This window comes from Streptomyces mauvecolor, from assembly GCF_039532965.1.
GTDB lineage: Bacteria > Actinomycetota > Actinomycetes > Streptomycetales > Streptomycetaceae > Streptomyces > Streptomyces violascens.
On sequence record NZ_BAAASQ010000018.1, the window covers coordinates 166,091 to 188,695 of the forward strand.

Here is a 22,605-nt window from a genome sequence, read left to right on the forward strand (position 1 = left end):
GCGTACGAGCCTAATAGGTCCTAACGCGACAGCCGCATGGCGGGATTGGGGCTGTGGACGAAGCCCAGCGAGACATAGAGCGGTTCGCCCTCCGGCGACGCCTTCAGGTCGATCTTGAAGACGCTGCGCTCCTGGAACCAGCCGAGCAGCGCCTCCATGCACACCCGCGACAGGCCCCGGCGGCGCATGTCGTCGTCGGTCACCACGTTGAAGACGTACCCGACCGTGCCCGTCGGGTTGCCGGGGCCGCCGAGCCGGTATTCGATCGTGCCGAGGGCGCAGGCGGCTATGCCGGTGCCGTCGGGCCGGTCCACGACGAAGGCGGTCATGTCCCCGCCGGGCTCGGCCAGCTTCTTGCGCAGGGTCTGCACGGCGGCGGGCTGCCAGGCCTTGTCGGGGTTGGGCGGTCCGGACAGGGCGTCCTGCATCACCTGGCGGAGGCGGACCAGTTCTTCTGCGTCCTCGGGTACGGCGCGACGTACGGCACTCATGGCCGCAGGCTAGCCGGGAGAGGCGGACGGGGTCTCCCCGTATTCGAGTTGCGGTGGTGGCGTGAAGTGTGCGGTGGGGCCGGGCTCGGCACGCGATCGGTGCGCGATCCGAAACACGTCACGGAATGGGCTTGCTTGGAGTGCACTCCAAGGTCCTAGCGTGGAGGTCATGACGGTGATCGAAAGCACAGCGGTGACGGTGGAGCGGGTCCGGCAGGGCCTGTGCGCGACGCAGCCCCTCCACCCGCGCCCCGACGGCCAGGACCGCTACACGATCAGCGAGGTCGTGGCGTGCACCGGACTCACCGCGCACACCCTTCGCTGGTACGAGCGGATCGGCCTCATGCCGCACGTGGACCGCTCGCACACCGGCCAGCGGCGGTTCAGCAACAAGGACCTCGACTGGCTGTCGTTCGTCGGCAAGCTCCGGCTCACCGGCATGCCGGTCGCCGACATGGTCCGCTACGCCGAACTCGTCCGCGAGGGGGCGCACACCTTCGAGGCGCGCCAGGAGCTCCTGGAGCAGACCCGGCGCGACGTCATCACGCGCATGGCGGAGCTCCAGGACACGCTCGCCGTACTCGACTACAAGATCGACTTTTACGCCGACGCCCGCAAGGTGTCGGAAGCGGACGCCCGCAAGGCGTCGGAAAGGGCCTGAACCCCCCATGAGCAACAGCCCGATCGAGAAGATCAGCACAGTCCGGCTCGGCACCGAGGGCCCCCGGATCGGCGTCCAGGGCTTCGGCGCGATGGGCATCAGCGAGTTCTACGGCGACACCGACGAGGCCGCCGCCCGCGACACCCTGGAAGCCACCGTCGAGGCGGGCGTCACCCTCATCGACACCGCCGACATCTACGGATCCGGCGCCAACGAGGAGTTCCTCGCCCCGTTCCTCGCCGCCCACCGCGACGAGGTGACCCTGGCCACCAAGTTCGCCATCGAGCGCCGCGCGGACGACCCCTCCTACCGGGGCATCCGGAACGACGCCGCGTACATCAAGAAGGCCGTCGAGGCGAGCCTGCGCCGCCTGGACGTCGACGTCATCGACCTCTACTACATGCACCGCCGCGACCCGCAGACGCCGCTCGCCGAGTCCGTCGGCGCGATGGCCGAACTGGTCCAGGAGGGCAAGGTCAAGTACCTGGGTCTGAGCGAGGTGACCGGCGCCGAGCTGCGCGAGGCGCACGCCGTGCACCCGATCACCGCCCTCCAGTCGGAGTGGTCGGTCTTCAGCCGCGACGTCGAGCGCAGCGCCGCCCAGGCCGCCGCCGAACTCGGTGTGACCTTCGTGCCGTACTCGCCGCTCGGCCGCGGCTTCCTGACCGGGGCGTTCGCGGATGCGGGCAAGGACCTGTCGAGCGGCGACTTCCGCCGGTTCCAGCCTCGCTTCACCGGGGACAACGCCAAGGCCAACGCGGCCCTGCTCGAACCGCTCCACAAGATCGCGGCGGCGCACGGCGCGACGACCGCGCAGATCGCGCTTGCCTGGGTGCAGCAGCGCGCCCAGGTGCACGGCCTGACCGTCGTCCCGATCCCGGGCACCCGCAAGCGCAGCCGCCTCCTGGAGAACACCGGGGCGACCCGGATCACGCTGAGCGCCGAGGAACTGGCGCTCCTGGAGCCGATCGCCGGGCAGGTCGCGGGCGACCGCTACCCCGACATGTCGTCGACGTCGGCGGCCCGCGAGCAGTAGGCCGCGCCGGCACCAGGGGCTCACGCCAGCCCCAGGGCGAACACCGCGAAGCCCGCCGCGAGCAGCCCCGCCGCTGCCCGGCGGGCCTTCGTCGCCTTCGTCCAGGGCGCCTCGAAGCCGCGCGCGTAGCGGGCGATCAGTACGAGAAGGACCGCGAACACCGGCATCCAGGCGAGCCGTTCACCGATCCAGGCCAGCGTGTCGGGCGCGGTGGTCAGCCCCGGCACCCGCCCGGCGAAGGAGGCCGGCACGGCGGCGGCGAGCAGGGCGGTCTGGTGCCAGCACAGGATGGTCATCGCGGACAGGTTGACGACCACGACCGGAGCCCAGAGGGCGGGCTTCTTCAGCCAGTCGGCGATGCGGTCGCGCAGCAGGATCGCGGCGCCGGACTGGGCGGCGGCGAGCGCGAGCACGAGCAGCGACGGGGGATGCGAATTCGTCCGTGCCTCACCGGGCACGCCGACCATGGACGCCGGGTAGTGGAAGACGACGAGCAGCACGGCGAACAGCAGCGCCCCGCCACCGAACAACAACCACCCACCCCTGCGTCCGATCCTCTTCTCGCCCCAGGAGACGCCGAGCTGATAGGCGAACATCCAGCCGGGCAGGATGTTGACGACCGACAGCCAGGACGGCACGGAGTCGGCGTACGGCCCGTAGCGCAGGAAGTCGACGAGGGCGACGACCGCGAGCAGCGGAGCGGCCGCCCACCCGCCGAGTGCGCGCGCCGCCCGGACGCAGTAGGGCGTGAGCGCGGTGACGCCGACGTACACGCCCACGAACCACAGGGGCTGGATCACGAGCGTGGACCCGGTGCGCAGGGTGTCGTGGGGCACGCCGAGCACGGACAGGACCGGGATCATCGCGGCCCAGACGGCGGTGACACCGAGCACGGGCCGCCCGAGCCGGGCGACGCGCCCCTTGAGCCACTGTGCGGTCGATCCCTTCCTCCGCCGGAAGGAAAGCACGGAGGCGTAGCCGCCCACGAGGAAGAAGATGCCGAGCATCTGCAGGAACCAGCTGGCCGGGGCGAAGCCCGCGAAGGAGGAGAGCGGGCTGGCGTTGTGCAGGGCGCCGGCGCTGTCGAGGGTGAACCCGCCGAGCAGCCAGTGCCCGGTCGGCACGGCGAGCAGCGCGAGGGCGCGCAGCCCGTCGATGGCGCGATCGCGGTGAGCAGGCGTCCTGCGCTCGATGTCCAGGACGGCCCTTGTCAGCGAGCTCATCGAACATCTCCCGTGGCGATGGCGGCGAAGGCGTGGAGGGACTCGGTGCCGGGGGCGAAGTAGCCGGTGTGGCCCTTGGCGTCGGCGGCGGGCACGCGGCGGGCGCCGAAGGAGGGGTCGGTGGGGTCGGTGCCGTGGCCGAGCCCCGCGAACTCGATGTGCGGCACGTCGTCGATCCAGTCCGTGGGGTTCTTCGCGGCCCACACCCGGGCGTCGGTGCCCAGGTCGTCGGCGGTGCCGGCGCGCATGCCGGGGGAGCCGAGCGCGACGATGTCCGAGGCGTCGGTGTCCTTGGCGGCGAGCCCGCACACCACGGAGCCGTAGCTGTGGCAGAACAGCACCGGATCCGGCGCGCCGACCGCGTCGAGCCCCTCGGTGAGCCGGGTCAGCCGCTCGGCCCCCGCCTCGGCGAGCTTCCCGGTCGCGGCGTCAAGACCGACCCCGACGGGGGTGGTGTACCCGGCCCACGCGACCACGGCGGTCGCGTCGTGCGTGGCGTCCCGCAGCGAGGCGGCCATGCCGGCGGGGGTGCCGTAGGGGTCGTTCGTACGGTCGAAGGTGGCGGCGTCGATGTCGGAGCCGGGCACGATGACGGAGACGTGGGCGGCCTCGCTCAACTCCCCATAAACTTCGGCCACTTGACCCCGCCCCCGGGAGTCGAAGGAGAGGATCTGCCGGGACGGCTCGGCGAGCCGGGCGAACCGGGGGTCATGGGTGGCCGATATGGCCAGCCGATTCGCCCGGTACCGCAGGTGTACGGGGGCGCCGTCGAGGTTCCCGACGACCTCGGGGTGCCGCCGGACCAGCGTCTGCTGCTCCGGCTCGCTCAACCCGGCGAAGAACAGGGCGACTTCGCGGGGGGTCGCGCTCGCGGGGTCGGGCAGGGGGCGCCCGATCACGGTGTCGGCCCGCCAGGCGGCGGCGCCGGGGGGCGGCCCGGTGACCGCCTGCTGCGCATCGGCCGTGGCCCACCCCGCGGTGCCGGCGATGGCGGTGACCACCAACGCGGAGGCGACCATTGCCCTTCGGAACCGATGCATGCCGCGACTTCCCTTCCTCGTGTCTGTCCCTTGACGAGGAGGAAGGTAGGAAGCGGGTGGGGCGCGGGGCGTCACCCTGGGGGGCCAGGTGGGGGGTGGTACCTGGGTAGGGGGTGGGTTGCCCTTCCCCTGCCCTGCGGAGCCCCCGTGCATGCTGCCGCGCCCCCGAGGGGGCGCGGGTCAGCCCGGGTCGCCGGGGCGGACCACTCCCGCCTCGTAGGCGAAGATCACCGCCTGGGCCCGGTCCCGGAGGTCGAGCTTCGCCAGGACCCGCCCGATGTGCGTCTTCACGGTCTGCTCCGCCAGCACCAGCCGCCCCGCGATCTCCTGGTTGGAAAGCCCCCGGGCGATCAGCTCCAGCACCTCCGTCTCCCGCGGCGTGAGCCCGTTGAGACGCAACGCCGCCGCCCCCCGCCGCGGAGCCGGCCGCTGCGCCGCGAAGTCCGCGATGAGCCGCCGTGTCACCGAGGGGGCGAGGAGTGCCTCCCCGGCCGCCACGACCCGTACCGCCCCGATCAGGTCCGCCGGAGGCGCGTCCTTCAGCAGGAACCCCGACGCCCCGGCCCGCAGCGCCTCGTACACGTAGTCGTCGACGTCGAAGGTCGTCAGCATCAGCACCTTCGGCCGGTGGACGACCCCCATCGGCGGGTCCAGGATCTCGCGGGCCGCGGCGAGCCCGTCCATCTCGGGCATGCGGACGTCCATCAGGACCACGTCCGGGTGGGTGGAGCGGGCCACCTCGACCCCGGCGCGGCCGTCGCTTGCCTCGCCCACCACGTCGATGTCGGCCTGAGCCGAGAGCAGCGCGGCGAACCCCGCCCGCACCATGGCCTGGTCGTCGACGATGATCACGCGGATGGTCAACTGGCTTCCTTAGGAGGGGAGTTGGGAAACGGAGGGGGAATCCAGAGGCAGGCGCGCCGCCACCCGGAAGCCGCCGTCCGGCAGCGGTCCCGTGTCCAGGGATCCGCCGGTCAACCGTACGCGTTCGCGCATGCCGACAAGCCCGTGCCCCGTACCGGAGGCCTCCAGGGGCGAAGTGCGGCCCGCCGCAGGGCCGTTGACGACGACCACCGTCAGATGCCGGTCGTCGCACGTGACGGAGATGCGGGTCGCGGCGCCCGGCGCGTGCCGTACGACGTTGGCGAGCGCCTCCTGCACGATCCGGTACGCCGACAGGTCGACCGCGGGCGGCAGCGCCGGCAGGTCCGCGGCAAGGGAGAGCCTGGCCGGCAGTCCGGCCCGTACCGTCGCCTCGACGAGCTGCTGGAGGCGGTCCACGCCGGGCTGGGGAGTCCGCTCACCGCCCTCCTCGGTGCTGCCGTCGCTGCGCAGCACCGCGAGCAGGCGCCGCATCTCGCTCAGCGACTCCCGGGCGCTGGACGCGATGGACTCGAACTCGCCGCGGGCCGCCTCGTCGAGCCCGGTGAGCCGGTACGGCGCCGAGTCGGCCTGCACGGTGATCACCGACATGTGGTGGGCCACCACGTCGTGCAGCTCGCGCGCGATCCGGGCGCGTTCCTCCAGGAGGGTGCGCCGGGCGCGCTCGCCCTCGCTGATCGTCTCCTGCTCGGCGAGCGCCCGCTCGGCCTCCTCCCGGCTGCGTACGGCGCCCGCGAAGGCCAGCATGACGCCGGTGAGCACGAAGAGCAGGACGTAGGTGCTGGTGGAGCCGCTCGGCGGGAAGATGCCGAGCGCGAGGCTGGCCGCGCCCGTCGTCAGCCACACCGCGACCAGCGTGCGGGTCGTCTCGCGCAGCCCGAGGCAGGCCATGAGGGCCAGGTAGCCGACGATCACCGTGGGCGGCCACGGCCAGGGGCGGCCGGCCGTGTCGGCGTCGTACAGCAGCAGCGCGCCCAGGATGTCGAAGGCGAGGACGATCAGCCAGGCCGTCATCGGCCGGGTCACGGCGAGCAGCAGCGGCACCGTCTGCGCCACCCCCAGCGCCCCGGCCCAGCCGCCGCCGAGCTGGTAGTCATGGGCGAGCACGGTGATGGTGACGGGAAGCAGGGCCAGCACGAAGCAGCCGACGACGACGTACGGACTCCACCGCTGCCAGCGCCTGGGCGCCTGTGAGAACAGCGGCCGGGTGGCTTCGGCGGGCGGCCACACCAGGGCGAGCGCGCGGCGGGAGGCGGGTGCGATCTTCATGGCCCGGCCAGCGTAGGCAGGATCGGCCCGGCCGCGCGTCATACCGGGGTGCCACCCGCACCCCGGACCTGGGTATCGGTCCGCCGCTCTACAGCTCCGCGAGCAGCTCCGCCTTCTTCGCGCTGAACTCGTCGTCCGTGACCAGGCCGGCCCGGTGCAGGTCGCCCAGGTGGCGGATCCTTTCCGCGATGTCCGCGGGGTCGCGCCGGCCCGCCGCGACGCGGACCGCCTGGTGCGGAATGGAGGGACCGCCCCCGCCCCGTACGGCCGCGAGGACCGCCGCCGCGAACGGCAGGGACTCGTGCACCGGGCCGTAGCCGAGGCCGAAGACCACGGACGCCGGGTCGCGGTCGGCCTGGGAGGCGGATCCGTCGGCCTCGCGGCGCAGCAGGCGCAGGTGGCCGTCGAAGACCTCGGGGGAGCGCCACTCGACACCGCTCAGCGCCGCGACCGGGAAGGTCTGGTCGCCGGCCTTCCACTTCTCGGAGGACGCGCCCGTCCAGAACCAGCGGAAGGTGACCTGCCGGCCGTCGAAGGCGGCCCTGCCGTCGTACGCCTTGAAGTTCAGCGGGGCCTCGGGCGCCGCCACCAGATGGCGCTCCGCGGGTTCGGAGGCGTCCGGCGGCAGCGCGTCCCGCAGCTCGTCCGCGTAGTACTCGGCGAGCGTCTCGCGCTCGGCCGGAAGCACCAGGCGGTAGGGGTCGCAGGACTCCTTCAACTGGCCCGCCGCGGCATCCATCAACGGGTCGGCGCCCGGTCTCGGCACCGCGTGCAGCACCACCGTGCCGCGTTTGCCCGGGGAGAGCGTCACCGTCTCCAACGCCTCGTGGGGGATGCGCCGTTCGCGCAGCGCCTGGAACAGCTTCGGCGCGCGGATCCCCCGTTCGAAGCGGATGAGCACGGAGTCGGACTCGAACTCCCAGGTGGCATGAATTCCGGCCAGCACATCACCCATGCGCCTCATCGTAGGCGGCGCACGCCCGCGCGTCCCCCCTCGGAGAAAACCCCGTCGTCGCGCGAGCGCTCCGGCGATCCCACGGCGTCTACGCGTGTCAGCCCGCCGGAGCGTTCGTCAAGCCGCCGGCCGGTCGGAAATTCCGCTGTCGCACCCGGCGCCGCCGTCGGCGCAGCCGACCGTCCGGTACGCGCCAACTCCGATGGCGGCGAAGTTGGCGAGGCTCTTGGTGCCGGGCTCGAAATAGCCGGTGTGTCCGACGGCTCCGGCCGCCGACAGGACCCGCGCGCCGAAGGCCGCCGAGACCGGGTCGGCGCCGTGGCCGAGGCCCGCGACGTCCAGGTACGGCACGTCCTGGATCCAGTCGTCCTTGTCCCGCATCGCCCAGATGCGCGCCGAGGTGTCCAGCTGGGCGGCGTTGCGCACCCGCATGCCGGGGCTGCCGGCCACCGCGATGTCGTCGACCCGGGGCGGCAGCCGCCGCGTCGAGACGCCGCACACCACCGAGCCGTAGCTGTGGCAGAACAGCTCGACCGAGGACTTGCCGGGCAGCGCGCCCACCATCGCGGACAGCCGTACCGCACCGTCCTCGGCCAGTCTGCCGATGGCCGCGTCCATGCCGAGACCGGCCGGCGCGGTGTAGTCGGCCCAGGCGATCACGGCGGTCCGGGTGTCCGGCGCGGCCGCCCGCTCGGCCGCGTACAGCGACTGGGCCATGCCGACCGGGGCGGTGTTCTTCTTGCTGGTCTTCTCGAAGGTCAGGACGTCGGTGTCGACTCCGGGGACGATCACGGAGACGCGCTCCGCGTGGTCGAGGTCGCCGAAGACCTCCGCGACCCGGCCGGTGTCGGAGGGGTCGAAGGCGAGGATCTGGCGGCCGTCGTCGAGCAGCGAGTCGAACCGGTGCATCCGGCGGCCCGCGTCCTGGCGGCCGTCGGCGGAGAGCCTGGTGTCGACCATGCGTTTTTCCTCGACGGCGCGTGCCTCGGTGAGCGCGACACGGTTGGCCTCGTAGCGCAGGGGTACGGGGGCGCCGTTCAGGTTGCCCACGACCAGCGGGTACTGGTGGGCGAGCGTGCTCTGCTCCGTGGGGGTCAGCGCGCCGAAGAACTGCGCCAGCTGCTGGGCGGTGGCGTCCGCCTTGGGCAGCTTGTGGCCGTCTATCGTTCCCCGCGCCCAGGCGGCGAGGGCCTTGGCGCGTGGCTCGGAGTCGCCCGCGTGGCCGCGGATCGCCGTCCAGCCGGAGGTCGCGAGCATGACGAACACGACGGCGAGCGCGAGCAGCGCGCGCCAGGCGTTCAGTGTGGGGGAGGAGTCGAAGGAAGTCACTGCTGACCACAGTAGGAGACCCTGGAGGTCCACTGGGCTGACAGTGACTCAGATCACGTTTGAGCGGGGGGTGGTCTCACCAAGAGCGCGCGCGGGCGCACGCTCCGTACGTCCGAGCTGTGGTTCCGGCGTGTCGGCCGTCACCTCCCCGGTGTGGTTCAGGCGCGCCAGTCGTCGGCCAGGGCGGGGCCGAGATGGTCCAGATAGCTCGCGGTCAGCTCGCGGATCGCGGCCACGCTGGGGTCCTCGCCCTGCCCCCAGAGCCCGCCCGCCACCCGCATCACGCCGGTGAAGGCGGCCACGGCCACCCGGGGCCGCGGGTCGGCGTCGATGTCCAGGCCCTCACGCTCCGCGATGAGTCGCGCGACCTGCTCCTCCACCTCCGCCGAGCGGCGCAGATGGACCGCGAGCAGCGCCGGGGTCGACTCGATCACCTGGTACGTCCGCATGTACAGGGTGACCGGCACGACGGGGGACAGGAGCTCCTCGATGGTGTCCCAGGCCGAGAGTGCCGCACGCCGCATGGCGGTGAACGGGCCCTCCGCGGGCGGCCGTTGGCGCAGCGCGTCCACGAAGTGCGACTCGATGGCGTCCTGGGCCGCGAAGACCACGGCCTCCTTGTTGGCGAAGTAGCGGAAGAAGGTGCGCTGCGAGACGTCGACCGCGTCCGCGATCTCGTCGACGGTCGTCTGCTCGTACCCCTTGGTGGTGAAGAGCTCCAGGGCCACCCGCAGCAGCGCGTCCCGGGTGCGCTGCTTCTTCAGCTCGCGCAGGCCGCCGCTCGGCGCCATGGGCCGCTGCTCCACCGTCACTTCGCAGTCCTCTTTCAGTCAATTTGGCGTGTTCAGCTTAACTGTGAGCCACGTGACAGCTACCGACTTGTGAAATGGTTTGTCAACTGTCAGCGACTGACACTAGCCTCGATCGCATGACTAGTCAGACCACCGTCGAAAAGGCGCCACAGGACGAGATACCGGCGCCGGCCAAGGGGCTGCGCGGCCACCCCTGGCTGACGCTCTTCGCCGTGGCCATCGGCGTGATGATGGTCGCGCTCGACGGCACCATCGTGGCGATCGCCAACCCGGCCATCCAGCACGACCTCGATGCCTCGCTGCAGGACGTCCAGTGGATCACCAACGGCTACATGCTGGCCCTGGCCGTCTCGCTGATCACCGCGGGCAAGCTCGGTGACCGGTTCGGCCACCGCCAGACCTTCCTCATCGGCGTCGTCGGCTTCGGCGCCGCCTCCGGGGCCATCGGCCTCTCCCACAGCGTCACCTTCGTCATCGCCTTCCGAGTCCTGCAGGGCCTGTTCGGCGCGCTCCTGATGCCGGCCGCGCTCGGCCTGCTGCGCGCCACCTTCCCGGCCGAGAAGCTGAACATGGCGATCGGCATCTGGGGCATGGTCATCGGCGCCTCCACCGCGGGCGGCCCGATCCTCGGTGGCGTACTCGTCGAGCACGTCAGCTGGCAGTCCGTCTTCTTCATCAACGTGCCGGTCGGCGCGATCGCCCTGGTCCTGGGCCTGCTGATCCTGCGCGACCACCGCGCGGAGAACGCGCCGAGGTCCTTCGACATCCTCGGCATCGTGCTGCTCTCGGTCGCGATGTTCTGCATGATCTGGGCCCTCATCAAGGGCTCGGAGTACGGCTGGGGCAGCGGCAGGACCCTCGGGTTCATCGCGGCCGCGGTGATCAGCTTCGTCCTCTTCGCCCTGTGGGAGACCAAGGTCAGGGAGCCGCTCATCCCGCTCGGCCTGTTCCGGTCCGTGCCGCTGTCGGCGGGCACGGTCCTGATGATCCTGATGGCGTTCGCCTTCATGGGCGGCCTCTTCTTCGTCACCTTCTATCTGCAGAACGTGCACGGCATGTCGGCCGTCGACTCCGGGCTCCACCTGCTGCCGCTCACCGGCATGATGATCGTCGCCTCGCCCATCGCGGGCGCCCTGATCACCAAGCTCGGCCCGCGCGTCCCGCTGGTCGGCGGCATGGTGTGCACCGCGGTCGCCATGTTCGGCATGTCCCGGCTGACCGTCGGCACGGGCACCGTCACCATGTCGATCTGGTTCGCGCTGCTGGGCCTCGGCCTCGCCCCGGTCATGGTCGGCGCCACCGAGGTCATCGTCGGCAACGCCCCCATCGAGCTGTCCGGCGTCGCGGGCGGTCTCCAGCAGGCCGGCATGCAGGTCGGCGGCTCGCTCGGCACCGCCGTGCTCGGCGCCGTGATGTCCTCGCAGATCAGCTCCAAGCTGCCGGACAACTGGACGGCGGCCGGGCTGGGCAAGCTGGAGGGCACGCCGCTGTCCCAGGCGTCCTCGGCCGTCTCGGTCGGCGCCGCACCGGTCCCGCCGGGCACGAAGCCGGAGGTCGCCGCCAAGATCGCGGGCGTCGCGCACGACACGTTCGTGTCAGGCATGAGCAGCGCGTTCACGGTCGCCGGGATCGTCGCGGTCGTGGCCGCCGCGGTCGCCATGTTCACCAAGCGCGGTGAGAACGCGGAGGCGGGCGTGGGCGCGGGTCACATCTGATCCCGTCAACTCCGTTACGTGAAAGCCCCGTCGGACCCGGTCCGGCGGGGCTTTCACCTATCCGGATGATCTCTTCCCGCGGCCCTCGGAACCCGGAACCGCCCCTGCCCGCCCCGCGTTCCCATGATCCAACGGATCGAACCGACACGGGAGTTGACCTCATATGCGTACGACGACGACCACGGTGGCCCTGCTCGCCGCGACCGCGTTCCTGCTGCCCACGTCCGCCCATGCCGCCTCGGAACCCCGCCTCGGGGACTGCGCGGCGGGCGAGCTCTGCCTCTGGAGCAAGGCGGGATTCAAGGGTGCCCGGCACGTGTACGACCTGGCGCACATCGACATCGAGAGCTGCACCGCGCTGCCGCCGGGCACCGACGCCCAGTCCCTCGCCAACCGCATGGGGCGGCCGGTCACGACCTACCAGTCCGCCGAGTGCGCGGAGACGGGCGAGTTCGACACGCACCCGGGCGCCGGGACGTGGATGCCCCAAGTCCCTTATCGGGTACGGGCGTTCAAGGTGTGGGAGAGCTGAGGCGTGGTACCCGCCCCTTGAGGCCGAGCCGACCAACCTCAGGGAGTGATGATGGCGGGCTTCGGACACACGCGTACACGCAGGACCCCCCGGCCACGGAACCGGATGTGGCCCCGGACCGGGCCGGACCGCGCGACGCTCGGCATCGTCGGACTGGTCTGCGCGGTGGCGGGATTCTTCGTCCTCGGCATCGTCCTGGGACCGGCGGCGATCGTCTGCGGCCGGCTGGCCATGGGCCGCCGCCGGAACGGCTCCCACCCCCTGCCGGCAGTGGTGGCCCTGGTCCTGGGCGCCATAGACACCTTGCTGGCCATCATCTGGCTGGCAGGTGCGGCAAGCGTGGGCAACGGCATCTTCTGACCGTGCCGTGAACGGCCGGAAGGGGCGGTTTCCCACCAGGGAAACCGCCCCCTCCACTTGTCTGTTCGGGGCCACCTGCTCAGGGGCGCGGGGCTGTGACATTTTGCGGCTCCGCCGCGTGGGGACGCCCGCACGGGGTCACCTACTGGGGCGCGCGGAACTGCGCGACCAGCCACGGACAACCGGTACCGAACACCCAACAGGCGGAAGCGATGGGGCCCGGGGGAGAAACCCCGCAACACCCATCACACCCCGCGCTACGAGGCTCAGCGGAGCCTACGCGTCGCCCCCAGCCGCACCGGGCTCGGCAGCGCTGACATCGAGCAACCGGTACCGGTCAACCGCCTGCTTGAGCGCAGACCGGTCGACCTTCCCCTCCCGGGCCAGCTCCGTGAGGACAGCCAGCACGATCGACTGCGCGTCGATGTGGAAGAAGCGGCGAGCCGCCCCCCGCGTGTCCGCGAAGCCGAACCCGTCCGCGCCGAGCGACTGGTACGTGCCCGGCACCCAGCGCGCGATCTGGTCGGGAACGGCCCGCATCCAGTCGGAAACGGCCACGAACGGACCCTGCGCGCCCTGGAGCTTCTGCGTGACGTAGGGGACGCGCTGCTCCTCCTCGGGGTGCAGGAGGTTGTGCTCCTCCACCTCGACGGCGTCGCGGCGCAGCTCGTTCCAGGAGGTCGCCGACCAGACGTCCGCCCGTACGTTCCACTCCTCGGCGAGGATCCGCTGTGCCTCGATCGCCCACGGCACGGCCACGCCGGACGCCATGATCTGAGCCGGAATGGCGCCCGAAGTCCCCGCGCTGTAGCGGTGGATGCCCTTGAGGATGCCGTCCACGTCGACGTCCGCCGGCTCGGCCGGGTGCTGGATCGGCTCGTTGTAGACGGTGAGGTAGTAGAAGACGTCCTCACTGTCGGGGCCGTACATGCGGCGCAGACCGTCCTTGACGATGTGCGCGATCTCGTAGCCGAACGCCGGGTCGTAGGCGACACAGGCCGGGTTGGTCGAGGCGAGCAACTGCGAGTGGCCGTCCGCGTGTTGCAGACCCTCACCCGTCAGCGTCGTACGCCCAGCGGTCGCACCCAGTACGAATCCGCGCGCCAACTGGTCGGCCATCTGCCAGAACTGGTCGCCGGTGCGCTGGAAACCGAACATCGAGTAGAAGACGTACACCGGGATGAGCGGCTCGCCGTGCGTGGCGTACGCCGAGCCCGCCGCGATGAGCGAGGCGGTGCAGCCGGCCTCGGAGATGCCGTCGTGCAGCATCTGCCCGGTCGGCGACTCCTTGTAGGCGAGCAGCAGTTCGCGGTCGACCGCCTCGTACTGCTGGCCCAGCGGGTTGTAGATCTTGGCGCTCGGGAAGAACGCGTCCATGCCGAAGGTGCGGTACTCGTCGGGCGCGATCAGCACGAAGCGCTTGCCGATCTCCTTGTCCCGCATCAGGTCCTTCAGGATGCGGACGAACGCCATCGTGGTGGCGATCGACTGCTGGCCCGAGCCCTTCTTGGCGACCGCGTACGTCTTGTCCTCGGGCAGCGCCAGTGGCTTCGCACGCACCACACGGGTCGGCACGTAGCCGCCGAGCCCGAGCCGGCGGTCGTGCATGTACTGGATCTCCTCGGACTTGCGTCCGGGGTGGTAGTACGGCGGCGCGCCGGACTCCAGCTCGGCGTCCGTGATCGGGATGTGCAGCCGGTCCCGGAAGCCCTTGAGGTCGTCGACCGTCAGCTTCTTCATCTGGTGGGTCGCGTTGCGGCCCTCGAAGTTCGGGCCCAGCGTCCAGCCCTTGACGGTGTGCGCCAGGATCACGGTCGGCTGGCCCTTGTGCGCCTTGGCCGCCGAGAACGCCGCGAAGATCTTCTTGTGGTCGTGGCCGCCGCGCCCCAGGTGCAGGATCTGCTGGTCGGTCATGTTCTCGACCATGGCGCGCAGCCGCTGGTCGTCACCGAAGAAGTGGTCCCGGATGTACCCGCCGGTCTCGGTGGCGTACGTCTGGAACTGGCCGTCCGGCGTGGTGTTCATCTTGTTGACCAGGATGCCGTCGCGGTCCTGCGCGAGCAGCGGGTCCCAACTGCGGTCCCAGATCAGCTTGATGACGTTCCAGCCGGCGCCGCGGAACTGCGACTCCAGCTCCTGGATGATCTTGCCGTTGCCGCGCACCGGGCCGTCGAGGCGCTGGAGGTTGCAGTTGACGACGAACGTCAGGTTGTCCAGGTTCTCGCGAGCCGCGATGGACAGCTGGCCGAGCGACTCGGGCTCGTCCATCTCGCCGTCGCCGAGGAACGCCCAGACATGCGACTTGGAGGTGTCGGCGATGCCGCGCGCCTGCATGTAGCGGTTCATCCGCGCCTGGTAGATCGCGCCGAGCGGGCCGAGACCCATCGAGACGGTCGGGAACTCCCAGAAGTCCGGCATGAGCCGCGGGTGCGGGTAGGACGAAAGCCCGTACGGGGCCTTCGACTTCTCCTGGCGGAACGCGTCGAGCTGCTGCTCGCTGAGCCGGTCGAGCAGGAAGGCGCGGGCGTAGATGCCGGGGGACGCGTGGCCCTGGAAGAAGATCTGGTCGCCGCCGTCGCCCTCGTCCTTGCCCCGGAAGAAGTGGTTGAAGCCCACGTCGTACAGGGAGGCGGAGGAGGCGAACGTGGCGATGTGGCCGCCGACGCCGATGCCCGGGCGCTGCGCGCGGGACACCATCACGGCCGCGTTCCAGCGCGTCGCGTTGAGGACCTTGCGCTCGATCTCCTCGTTGCCGGGGAAGAACGGCTCGTCCTTGGTGGCGATCGTGTTGACGTAGTCCGAGCTGCGCATCTCGGGCACGGCCACGCGCTTCTCGCGCGCCCGCTCGATCAGCCGGAGCATCAGATAGCGGGCCCGTTCGCGGCCGCGCTCGTCGACGGCGGCGTCCAGGGAGTCGAGCCACTCCTGGGTCTCTTCGGGATCGAAGTCCGGGACCTGGCTCGGCAGGCCGCCAATGATGATCGGGTTGCGATCGGATCCGGAAGCCACGCTGTTCCTTCACTGTCGGGGGATGCGGAAGACAGCCAATTCTGCGCCGCATCCCATCGTGTACCGCTGGGGCGCAAACGTCATCTCTACTGAGAGGTAACCGAGAGGTAACCGTCACCGGAGCAGGAAGTAGGCTCAGGGCCTGGACGGGTCGGGCCAAATCGCAACCTTACGCTCAACCCGGCCAACCGTTCCCGAAGGGTGTTCGGGCCCGATTGGAGTACCCAAAGGAACAGAACGGCGTAAACAGTCATCAATGGTGTGGGATGAATCACCGACGGGGATGCGGATGTCCCTGAACACCGCCACACTGACCCCCAAAGGGCGGGTTCGGAGGCCGGGTACTTGCGAGATTCGTCCCGCCCGTGTGGACTACGCCCCATGCCACGCGTATGCGCGCGGCTGCAGAACTTACCGAATCAAGATCAGGAGGCAAGCCGTGAGCGCGACCGCGGACCACGCGGAGGAGCGGACCAACCCGGCCGGAAGGCTGGGGTTCGAGCCCGGACAGGTGGTCCAGGAGATCGGTTACGACGACGACGTCGACCAGGATCTCCGCGAGGGCATTGAGTCCCTGATTGGCCAGGATCTCGTCGATGAGGACTATGACGACGTCGCCGACGTCGTCGTGCTGTGGTTCCGCGACGAGGACGGCGACCTAACGGACGCCCTGGTGGACGCCATCGGCCTCCTGGAGGACGCCGGCACGATCTGGCTGCTGAGCCCGAAGACCGGCCGGGACGGATACATCGAGCCCAGCGACATCCAAGACGCCGCGCAGACCGCCGGCCTGTCACCGGCCAAGAGCGTCAGCGTCGGCAAGGACTGGTCGGGCACCCGCCTGAAGTCCGGCAAGCGCTGATCCACCCCTCACGCCCCACAGGGCCCCCTCAGGCACCAGCCTGAGGGGGCCCTGTGCATAGGGGGGTGCGTAGGGTGGGGTTTCACCGATACGGCCCATCGAAGGGAAGGCGTTTCCATGGCTATCGAGGTCGGCACCAAGGCCCCGGAGTTCGAGCTCAAGGACAACCACGGCCGGACCGTGAAGCTCAGCGACTTCCGCGGCGAGAAGAACGTGGTGCTGCTCTTCTACCCGTTCGCCTTCACCGGCGTGTGCACGGGCGAGCTGTGCGAACTGCGCGACAACCTGCCGAAGTTCGTCAACGACGACACCCAGCTGCTCGCCGTCTCCAACGACTCCATCCACACCCTGCGCGTCTTCGCCGAGCAGGAGGGCCTGGAGTACCCGCTGGTCTCCGACTTCTGGCCGCACGGCGAGGTCAGCCGCGCCTACGGCGTCTTCGACGAGGACAAGGGGTGCGCGGTGCGCGGCACCTTCATCATCGACAAGGAGGGCGTGGTCCGCTGGACCGTCGTCAACGCCCTGCCGGACGCCCGCGACCTCAACGAGTACCTCAAGGCGCTCGACACCATCTGACCGCGGCACGTGCCCGGTCCCGCCCGGCCGACACCGGATGATCGTTCGGTCGAATCGCCTGTTTGAGCCGGGAACCGGTTACTAGGATCCATTCGTTGATCCGATGCCAACGCACGACGGGGACGCTGTCCAAGCCGGCCCCTCACACCATTGGGAGGACTCGTGGGAGTCAGCCTCAGCAAGGGCGGCAACGTCTCGCTGACCAAGGCCGCCCCCAACCTGACCGCGGTCATCGTCGGTCTGGGCTGGGACGCACGCACCACCACCGGGGGTGACTTCGACCTGGACGCCAGCGCCCTGCTGACCAATGACCAGGGCAAGGTCACCAACGACGCGAACTTCGTGTTCTTCAACAACCTCAAGAGCCCCGACGGCTCCGTCGAGCACCAGGGTGACAACCTCACCGGTGAGGGCGAGGGCGACGACGAGGTCATCAAGGTGAACCTGGCCGGGGTCCCGGCCGACGTCAACAAGATCGTCTTCCCGGTCTCGATCTACGAGGCCGAGAGCCGCCAGCAGTCCTTCGGCCAGGTGCGCAACGCCTACATCCGCGTCGTGAACCAGGCGGACAACAGCGAGCTCGCCCGCTACGACCTGAGTGAGGACGCCTCGACGGAGACCGCGATGGTCTTCGGCGAGCTGTACCGCAACGGCGCGGAGTGGAAGTTCCGCGCCATCGGCCAGGGCTACGCCTCGGGCCTGCGCGGCATCGCGCAGGACTTCGGCGTCAACGTCTGAGCCGACCGCTCTCGTGTGTCCGGCGCCGCACCCCTCGTGGTGCGGCGCCGGACGCGCTCACCACCTGTTCCACTTCTCGGGGAGGACACGAACATGGGCGTCACGCTCGCCAAGGGAGGCAATGTCTCCCTCTCCAAGGCCGCACCGAACCTCACCCAGGTGCTCGTCGGTCTCGGCTGGGACGCACGCTCCACCACCGGAGCCGACTTCGACCTCGACGCCAGCGCCCTGCTGTGCGCGAACGGGCGGGTGCTCGGCGACGAGTACTTCGTCTTCTACAACAACCTCAAGAGCCCCGAGGGCTCGGTCGAGCACACCGGCGACAACCTGACCGGTGAGGGCGAGGGTGACGACGAGTCGCTCATCGTCGACCTGACGAAGGTGCCCGCCGCCTGCGACAAGATCGTCTTCCCGGTCTCGATCCATGACGCGGACAACCGCGGCCAGACCTTCGGCCAGGTCGCCAACGCCTTCATCCGTGTCGTCAATCAGGCCGACGGACAGGAGCTCGCCCGCTACGACCTGAGCGAGGACGCCTCGACGGAGACCGCGATGATCTTCGGCGAGCTGTACCGGTACGGCGGCGAGTGGAAGTTCCGTGCAGTTGGTCAGGGGTACGCATCGGGGCTGCGGGGCATCGCTCTAGACTTCGGGGTCAACGTCTCCTAAAGAGATCACCCGGTTGCCTTCAAGTCGAGCGCCGTCCGGGGCGGTCCCTGCAAGGGGGCCCGGGGCCCGCCCCCGGGACACAGCAGCGTAAAGCCGTGCGCGGTGCGGGGGGAGACCCGCTCTTCGTCGGGTCGGCCCGCTCTACACGATGGGGAAGTCAGTGCTTCTGAAAACCTTCGGCTGGTCGTTCGCGATCACCGCGATCGGCCTGGCCCTGGCCGTGCTCTACGACGGGTGGACCGCCTTCGGCGTGGTGGCCATCCTGGCGGTCCTGGAAATCTCGCTGTCCTTCGACAACGCGGTGATCAACGCCGGAATCCTGAAGAAGATGAATGCCTTCTGGCAGAAGATCTTCCTCACGGTAGGCGTTCTCATCGCCGTCTTCGGCATGCGCCTGGTCTTCCCCGTCGTCATCGTCTCGATCAGCGCCAAGATCGGCCCGTTCGACGCGGTCGACCTGGCGCTCAACGACGCCGACCGCTATCAGCAGCTGGTCACCGACGCGCACCCGTCGATCGCCGCCTTCGGTGGCATGTTCCTGCTGATGATCTTCCTCGACTTCATCTTCGAGGACCGTGACATCAAGTGGCTCGCCTGGCTGGAGCGCCCGCTGGCCAAGCTCGGCAAGATCGACATGCTGTCCGTCTGCATCGCCATGATCGCCCTGCTCATCGCCTCCATGACGGTCGCGACCCACGCCCACCAGCACGGCGGCGCGCACGTCGACAAGGCGCAGACCGTGCTGATCTCCGGCATCGCCGGCCTGATCACGTACCTCGTCGTCGGCGGGCTCTCCGGCTACTTCGAGAACCGTCTCGAAGAGGACGAGGAGCGGGAGCACGAGGCGGAGGAAGAGGCCGAGCGCACCGGCAGCAAGGTTTCTGCGGTCGTCATGGCCGGCAAGGCCGCGTTCTTCATGTTCCTCTACCTGGAGGTCCTGGACGCGTCGTTCTCGTTCGACGGCGTCATCGGCGCCTTCGCCATCACCAACGACATCGTCCTGATGGCGCTCGGCCTCGGCATCGGCGCGATGTACGTCCGGTCGCTGACCGTCTATCTGGTCCGCCAGGGCACCCTCGACGACTACGTCTACCTGGAGCACGGCGCGCACTACGCGATCGGTGCGCTGGCCGTGATCCTCCTGGTCACGATCCAGTACGAGATCCAGGAGGTCATCACCGGTTCCGTCGGCGTCCTCCTGATCGTCTGGTCCTTCTGGTCCTCCGTGCGCCGCAACCGGCGCCTCGCGGCGGACGGCGGCGAGGATTCCAACGAACGGGCGGAAGTCGGCTCCGGGGTGTGACCCCGGTGCTTCCGGAGCGCACGCCCTCGGGCGTGTGATCCGCCGTCGAATGAGGAACGCTCTCTGCGGGGCGGTCACGAGGCCTCGGCCTCGCCGGCCGCCCCGCGGAGTTTTGCGTGCGGGGACAGTTCACGGACCTATGGGGTGGGGGCAATGGCGTTCTGGGACGGCCTGTGGCGGGGCAGGGCCACACAGTTCGACTCGGGCAGCGCGGCGACCAACACGATCGAGCTGACCCGACGGCACAACACGGTCTCGCTCGGGAAGCAGGGCGCCAACACCGGCAGCCTGCGGGTCAACCTGTCCTGGCGGATGCGTACGTCGGACTTCGGGGGCAAGCCCGACCAGAGCGGGAGGCTGCTGCGCCACCCGCTGAAGTTCTTCAAGCCGGAGATGGTCCAGGGCCATACCCAGTCCATGGTCAACGTCGACCTCGACCTGGGCTGCCTGTACGAACTCCAGGACGGCAGCAAGGGCGTCGTCCAGCCGCTGGGCAACTTCTTCGGCGCCACCAACAAGGCGCCCTACGTGGAGTGCAGCGGCGACGACCGCTTCGGCTCGGCCTCCGGCGAGACGATCTTCGTCAACCTGGACCACCGCGACGAGATAAAGCGCCTTCTCGTCTTCGTCTACATCTACGACCAGACCCCGGCCTTCGACCGCACCCACGCCAAGGTGACGCTCTACCCGAGCAACGGCCCGCGCATCGAGATCGAGCTCGACGAGCGCGCCCCCGAGGCCCGCTCCTGCGCCGTGGTCTCCATCGAGAACATCAAGGGCGACATGGTGGTGCGGCGCGAGGTGAAGTTCGTGTACGGCTTCCAGGCCGAGCTGGACCGCCTGTACGGCTGGGGCCTGCAGTGGGGCCGGGGCTACAAGACGAAGGCCTGAGCCGCGGCCGCCTCCCGCGGCCTACTGGCGGATGAACTGCGGCCCCATGGGCGGCAGTACGAACGTGGGGTCCGGCGCGGGCGCCGCGGGCTGGGGGTATCCGTACGCGGGCTGCGGCGAAGCCGGCTGCGGATAGCCGTAGGACGGCTGCGCGAGGGGCGGCCGGGCGGGAGGAGCGGGATGCGGATAGCCGTAGGCGGGCTCGGCCGCGTGCTGCGGCAGCGGCTGGGGCACGGACGGCGCACTGGGCGCACTCCGCGCGCTGTCGCCGCCCTCGCCGTCGTCCACGGAGATGCCGTACTCGGTGGCGAGGCCGACCAGACCGGTCGGGTACCCCTGGCCCACCGCGCGGAACTTCCAGCCGTCGCCGCGGCGGTACAGCTCGCCGCAGATGATCGCGGTCTCCTCGCCGGTCTCCGGCTTCACGTCGAACAGGGCGACCGGCTCGGCTCCCGAGACCGCCGCGTCGAACAGCAGGATCCGCAGATCGCGTACGGCACGGAAGGTCGCGCCGTCCGACGACGCGGTGATCAGCACCCGGTCGACGGAGCGGTCGAGGGCGGCCAGATCGGCCTCGACGGTGTCGGTCAGGCCTTCCGCGACACGCTTCTTGGGGAGCCGGCGCACCAGGCCCGAGGGGTGGCGCGGCTGGTTGTAGAAGACGAAGTCCTCGTCCGAGCGCACCCGGCCGTCGGCGGCGAGCAGCAGCGCCGAGGCATCCACGTCCGGGACGTCGGCGCCGGGCGACCAGCGGAGCACGGCCCGTACGGCCGGGGCCTCCAGCGGGACGTTCGATCCCTTCAGCATCGCGTGCGTCATGCCGGTCATCCTGCCTTCCCGCGGCCCCCGCGGACAACGCGGGGCCCGGCCCGGGTGCGTCCCGCGGCGTGCTCGCCGCATGCGCACGGGCCGAATGATGCAGACGAGTTACCTGGATTTCATGCACTTGGGGAACTCTTGACACGTGTTCCTACGTACTATTACCGGCCACCCAAATTCTCGGCCGTCCGGCAGTACGGGGGATGTATATGCGGCATTTCGGGCACGTCCCGCCGGCTGCACGGAAGAACCTCTTCCATCGTGAGCCCTGCGAGTTCACCGCGGGCTCGTCCGCACGCGTGCTGTCGGCCGCCCTCGGCGCCACCCTGTACAGCCCGGCGACCCGGCCCACCCTCGCCGACGACGTCCTGAAACAGGTCGGCCGCGGTGTCGTGTCCATGGTGCTCTGCCTGGAGGACTCGATCGACGACGCCGAAGTGGTGGCCGCGGAGGCCAATCTGGTCCGCCAGTTCGCCGATCTCGACGCCCGTGGCGAAGAGGTCCCCCTCCTCTTCGTGCGGGTCCGCGAGCCTCTCCAGATCCCCGACCTCGTGCACCGCCTCGGCGACTCCGCTCGCCTGCTCTGCGGCTTCGTCCTGCCGAAGTTCACCGAGGAGCGGGGCATCGACTTCCTGGAGGCGCTCACCGCCGCCGAGTCCGCGAGCGGCCGCCGCCTCTTCGCCATGCCCGTCCTCGAATCGCCCCAGCTGCTCCACCTGGAGACCCGGGCCGAAACCCTGGCCGGAATCGCGCGCACGGTGGAGAAGTACCGCGACCGCATCCTCGCGCTGCGCCTCGGCGTCACCGACTTCTGCTCCACCTACGGCCTTCGCCGCTCGCCCGACATGACGGCGTACGACGTGCAGATCGTGGCCGGAGTCATCGCGGACGTGGTGAACGTGCTCGGCCGGGCCGACGGCAGCGGCTTCACCATCACCGGGCCCGTATGGGAGTACTTCCGCGTCCAGGAGCGGATGTTCAAGCCCCAGCTGCGCCGCAGCCCCTTCCTCGAAGGACGCGCCGAGGAGCTGCGCACCGCGCTCATCGAGCACGATCTGGACGGGCTGCTCCGCGAGATCGAGCTCGACCGGGCCAACGGCCTGCTAGGCAAGACCTGCATCCACCCCTCGCACGTGGTGCCGGTCCACGCCCTGTCGGTGGTCAGCCACGAGGAGTTCAGCGACGCCCAGGACATTCTGCGGCCCGAGCGGGGCGGCGGCGGGGTGCTGCGCTCGGCGTACACGAACAAGATGAACGAGGTGAAGCCGCACCGGGCCTGGGCCGAGCGCACCCTGCTGCGGGCCGAGGTGTTCGGCGTCGCCGCCGAGGACGTCGGCTTCGTGGACCTGCTCACGGCCGGCCTGGCCGGCTGACGTACGAACCACCGGCACGAACGACGAGCACGCGACGAGTACGAACGATCAGTGCGAACG

The 22,605-nt window shown here is 70.1% G+C and carries 22 protein-coding genes; 12 read left to right on the plus strand and 10 right to left on the minus strand.

Features of this window, described 5'->3' with window-relative positions; genetic code table 11:
* Nucleotides 1–20: 20 nt before the first annotated feature.
* Complete coding sequence (locus ABD346_RS23760; RefSeq protein ID WP_344377479.1) at nt 21–491, minus strand: GNAT family N-acetyltransferase; 471 nt, start codon at nt 489–491, stop codon at nt 21–23.
* A gap of 169 nt (nt 492–660) precedes the next feature.
* On the opposite strand from ABD346_RS23760, the gene ABD346_RS23765 reads away from it, so the two are divergent.
* Together ABD346_RS23765 and ABD346_RS23770 are read left to right on the plus strand one after the other, a co-directional pair.
* The gene (locus tag ABD346_RS23765; RefSeq protein WP_344377480.1) at nt 661–1,152 is read left to right on the plus strand and encodes a MerR family transcriptional regulator; all 492 of its coding nucleotides are present in this window, start codon (nt 661–663) and stop codon (nt 1,150–1,152) included.
* A 7-nt stretch (nt 1,153–1,159) separates the two neighbouring features.
* Nucleotides 1,160–2,188, plus strand: coding sequence for an aldo/keto reductase (locus ABD346_RS23770; RefSeq protein WP_344377482.1), 1,029 nt, complete (start codon nt 1,160–1,162; stop codon nt 2,186–2,188).
* A 20-nt stretch (nt 2,189–2,208) separates the two neighbouring features.
* On the opposite strand, the gene ABD346_RS23775 is transcribed toward ABD346_RS23770, so the two are convergent.
* The 7 genes from ABD346_RS23775 to ABD346_RS23805 all read right to left on the minus strand — a co-directional run bounded on the left by ABD346_RS23775 (nt 2,209) and on the right by ABD346_RS23805 (nt 9,677).
* On the minus strand, nt 2,209–3,411 hold the full coding sequence (locus ABD346_RS23775; RefSeq protein WP_344377483.1) for an acyltransferase family protein: 1,203 nt from the start codon (nt 3,409–3,411) through the stop codon (nt 2,209–2,211).
* Nucleotides 3,408–4,451: an alpha/beta hydrolase gene (locus ABD346_RS23780; RefSeq protein WP_344377484.1), complete on the minus strand. Its 1,044-nt coding sequence runs from the start codon at nt 4,449–4,451 to the stop codon at nt 3,408–3,410. Before ABD346_RS23780 ends, ABD346_RS23775 begins: the two co-directional genes overlap by 4 nt.
* Nucleotides 4,452–4,631: 180 nt before the next feature.
* Nucleotides 4,632–5,315, minus strand: a complete 684-nt coding sequence (locus ABD346_RS23785; RefSeq protein WP_344377486.1) for a response regulator — start codon at nt 5,313–5,315, stop codon at nt 4,632–4,634.
* A 9-nt stretch (nt 5,316–5,324) separates the two neighbouring features.
* Nucleotides 5,325–6,602, minus strand: a complete 1,278-nt coding sequence (locus ABD346_RS23790) for a sensor histidine kinase (RefSeq protein ID WP_344377487.1) — start codon at nt 6,600–6,602, stop codon at nt 5,325–5,327.
* An 88-nt stretch (nt 6,603–6,690) separates the two neighbouring features.
* The gene (locus ABD346_RS23795; protein WP_344377489.1) at nt 6,691–7,557 is read right to left on the minus strand and encodes a DUF4429 domain-containing protein; all 867 of its coding nucleotides are present in this window, start codon (nt 7,555–7,557) and stop codon (nt 6,691–6,693) included.
* Nucleotides 7,558–7,674: 117 nt separating this feature from the next.
* On the minus strand, nt 7,675–8,886 hold the full coding sequence (locus tag ABD346_RS23800) for an alpha/beta hydrolase (RefSeq protein ID WP_344377490.1): 1,212 nt from the start codon (nt 8,884–8,886) through the stop codon (nt 7,675–7,677).
* A gap of 158 nt (nt 8,887–9,044) precedes the next feature.
* Nucleotides 9,045–9,677: a TetR family transcriptional regulator gene (locus ABD346_RS23805; protein WP_344377700.1), complete on the minus strand. Its 633-nt coding sequence runs from the start codon at nt 9,675–9,677 to the stop codon at nt 9,045–9,047.
* Between the two features lie 137 nt (nt 9,678–9,814).
* Between ABD346_RS23805 and ABD346_RS23810 the strand changes: the two genes are divergently transcribed.
* From ABD346_RS23810 to ABD346_RS23820, 3 genes are all read left to right on the plus strand, one after another.
* Complete coding sequence (locus ABD346_RS23810) at nt 9,815–11,413, plus strand: MFS transporter (RefSeq protein WP_344377492.1); 1,599 nt, start codon at nt 9,815–9,817, stop codon at nt 11,411–11,413.
* Nucleotides 11,414–11,576: 163 nt separating this feature from the next.
* The gene (locus tag ABD346_RS23815; protein ID WP_344377493.1) at nt 11,577–11,945 is read left to right on the plus strand and encodes a peptidase inhibitor family I36 protein; all 369 of its coding nucleotides are present in this window, start codon (nt 11,577–11,579) and stop codon (nt 11,943–11,945) included.
* A 48-nt stretch (nt 11,946–11,993) separates the two neighbouring features.
* Nucleotides 11,994–12,305 carry a small hydrophobic protein gene (locus ABD346_RS23820; RefSeq protein ID WP_344377495.1) on the plus strand — a complete coding sequence of 104 codons (312 nt, stop codon included), beginning with the start codon at nt 11,994–11,996 and terminating at the stop codon, nt 12,303–12,305.
* Between the two features lie 276 nt (nt 12,306–12,581).
* Here the strand turns inward: ABD346_RS23820 and aceE are convergent, their stop codons facing one another.
* Entirely contained in the window at nt 12,582–15,314 is a 2,733-nt protein-coding gene (gene aceE / locus ABD346_RS23825) for a pyruvate dehydrogenase (acetyl-transferring), homodimeric type (RefSeq protein WP_344377497.1), read from the minus strand.
* Nucleotides 15,315–15,753: 439 nt separating this feature from the next.
* Between aceE and ABD346_RS23830 the strand changes: the two genes are divergently transcribed.
* From ABD346_RS23830 to ABD346_RS23855, 6 genes are all read left to right on the plus strand, one after another.
* Nucleotides 15,754–16,176 (plus strand): DUF3052 domain-containing protein, encoded by a 423-nt coding sequence (locus tag ABD346_RS23830; RefSeq protein WP_189960860.1) that lies wholly within the window; start codon nt 15,754–15,756, stop codon nt 16,174–16,176.
* 117 nt (nt 16,177–16,293) lie between these two features.
* Nucleotides 16,294–16,752, plus strand: coding sequence for a peroxiredoxin (locus ABD346_RS23835; protein ID WP_114035478.1), 459 nt, complete (start codon nt 16,294–16,296; stop codon nt 16,750–16,752).
* 162 nt (nt 16,753–16,914) lie between these two features.
* Complete coding sequence (locus ABD346_RS23840; RefSeq protein WP_189960861.1) at nt 16,915–17,490, plus strand: TerD family protein; 576 nt, start codon at nt 16,915–16,917, stop codon at nt 17,488–17,490.
* Between the two features lie 93 nt (nt 17,491–17,583).
* On the plus strand, nt 17,584–18,159 hold the full coding sequence (locus ABD346_RS23845) for a TerD family protein (RefSeq protein ID WP_053727176.1): 576 nt from the start codon (nt 17,584–17,586) through the stop codon (nt 18,157–18,159).
* Between the two features lie 160 nt (nt 18,160–18,319).
* Nucleotides 18,320–19,462 (plus strand): DUF475 domain-containing protein, encoded by a 1,143-nt coding sequence (locus ABD346_RS23850; protein WP_344377500.1) that lies wholly within the window; start codon nt 18,320–18,322, stop codon nt 19,460–19,462.
* Between the two features lie 153 nt (nt 19,463–19,615).
* On the plus strand, nt 19,616–20,353 hold the full coding sequence (locus ABD346_RS23855) for a TerD family protein (protein WP_344377502.1): 738 nt from the start codon (nt 19,616–19,618) through the stop codon (nt 20,351–20,353).
* Between the two features lie 21 nt (nt 20,354–20,374).
* On the opposite strand, the gene ABD346_RS23860 is transcribed toward ABD346_RS23855, so the two are convergent.
* Nucleotides 20,375–21,172 carry a TerD family protein gene (locus tag ABD346_RS23860; protein WP_344377503.1) on the minus strand — a complete coding sequence of 266 codons (798 nt, stop codon included), beginning with the start codon at nt 21,170–21,172 and terminating at the stop codon, nt 20,375–20,377.
* A 209-nt stretch (nt 21,173–21,381) separates the two neighbouring features.
* Between ABD346_RS23860 and ABD346_RS23865 the strand changes: the two genes are divergently transcribed.
* Nucleotides 21,382–22,545, plus strand: a complete 1,164-nt coding sequence (locus tag ABD346_RS23865; RefSeq protein WP_344377505.1) for an HpcH/HpaI aldolase/citrate lyase family protein — start codon at nt 21,382–21,384, stop codon at nt 22,543–22,545.
* The last annotated feature ends 60 nt before the right edge of the window (nt 22,546–22,605 follow it).

Bases quoted from the DNA above. Each gene is read 5' to 3' on its own strand.
- ABD346_RS23780 (WP_344377484.1), bottom strand. From the start codon at position 4,451: ATGCATCGGTTCCGAAGGGCAATGGTCGCCTCCGCGTTGGTGGTCACC.
- ABD346_RS23835 (WP_114035478.1), top strand. From the start codon at position 16,294: ATGGCTATCGAGGTCGGCACCAAGGCCCCGGAGTTCGAGCTCAAGGAC.
- ABD346_RS23845 (WP_053727176.1), top strand. From the start codon at position 17,584: ATGGGCGTCACGCTCGCCAAGGGAGGCAATGTCTCCCTCTCCAAGGCC.
- ABD346_RS23770 (WP_344377482.1), top strand. From the start codon at position 1,160: ATGAGCAACAGCCCGATCGAGAAGATCAGCACAGTCCGGCTCGGCACC.
- ABD346_RS23810 (WP_344377492.1), top strand. From the start codon at position 9,815: ATGACTAGTCAGACCACCGTCGAAAAGGCGCCACAGGACGAGATACCG.
- ABD346_RS23855 (WP_344377502.1), top strand. From the start codon at position 19,616: ATGGCGTTCTGGGACGGCCTGTGGCGGGGCAGGGCCACACAGTTCGAC.
- ABD346_RS23860 (WP_344377503.1), bottom strand. From the start codon at position 21,172: ATGACGCACGCGATGCTGAAGGGATCGAACGTCCCGCTGGAGGCCCCG.
- ABD346_RS23815 (WP_344377493.1), top strand. From the start codon at position 11,577: ATGCGTACGACGACGACCACGGTGGCCCTGCTCGCCGCGACCGCGTTC.
- ABD346_RS23765 (WP_344377480.1), top strand. From the start codon at position 661: ATGACGGTGATCGAAAGCACAGCGGTGACGGTGGAGCGGGTCCGGCAG.
- ABD346_RS23805 (WP_344377700.1), bottom strand. From the start codon at position 9,677: ATGGCGCCGAGCGGCGGCCTGCGCGAGCTGAAGAAGCAGCGCACCCGG.
- ABD346_RS23820 (WP_344377495.1), top strand. From the start codon at position 11,994: ATGATGGCGGGCTTCGGACACACGCGTACACGCAGGACCCCCCGGCCA.
- ABD346_RS23865 (WP_344377505.1), top strand. From the start codon at position 21,382: ATGCGGCATTTCGGGCACGTCCCGCCGGCTGCACGGAAGAACCTCTTC.
- ABD346_RS23760 (WP_344377479.1), bottom strand. From the start codon at position 491: ATGAGTGCCGTACGTCGCGCCGTACCCGAGGACGCAGAAGAACTGGTC.
- ABD346_RS23790 (WP_344377487.1), bottom strand. From the start codon at position 6,602: ATGAAGATCGCACCCGCCTCCCGCCGCGCGCTCGCCCTGGTGTGGCCG.
- ABD346_RS23795 (WP_344377489.1), bottom strand. From the start codon at position 7,557: ATGGGTGATGTGCTGGCCGGAATTCATGCCACCTGGGAGTTCGAGTCC.
- ABD346_RS23775 (WP_344377483.1), bottom strand. From the start codon at position 3,411: ATGAGCTCGCTGACAAGGGCCGTCCTGGACATCGAGCGCAGGACGCCT.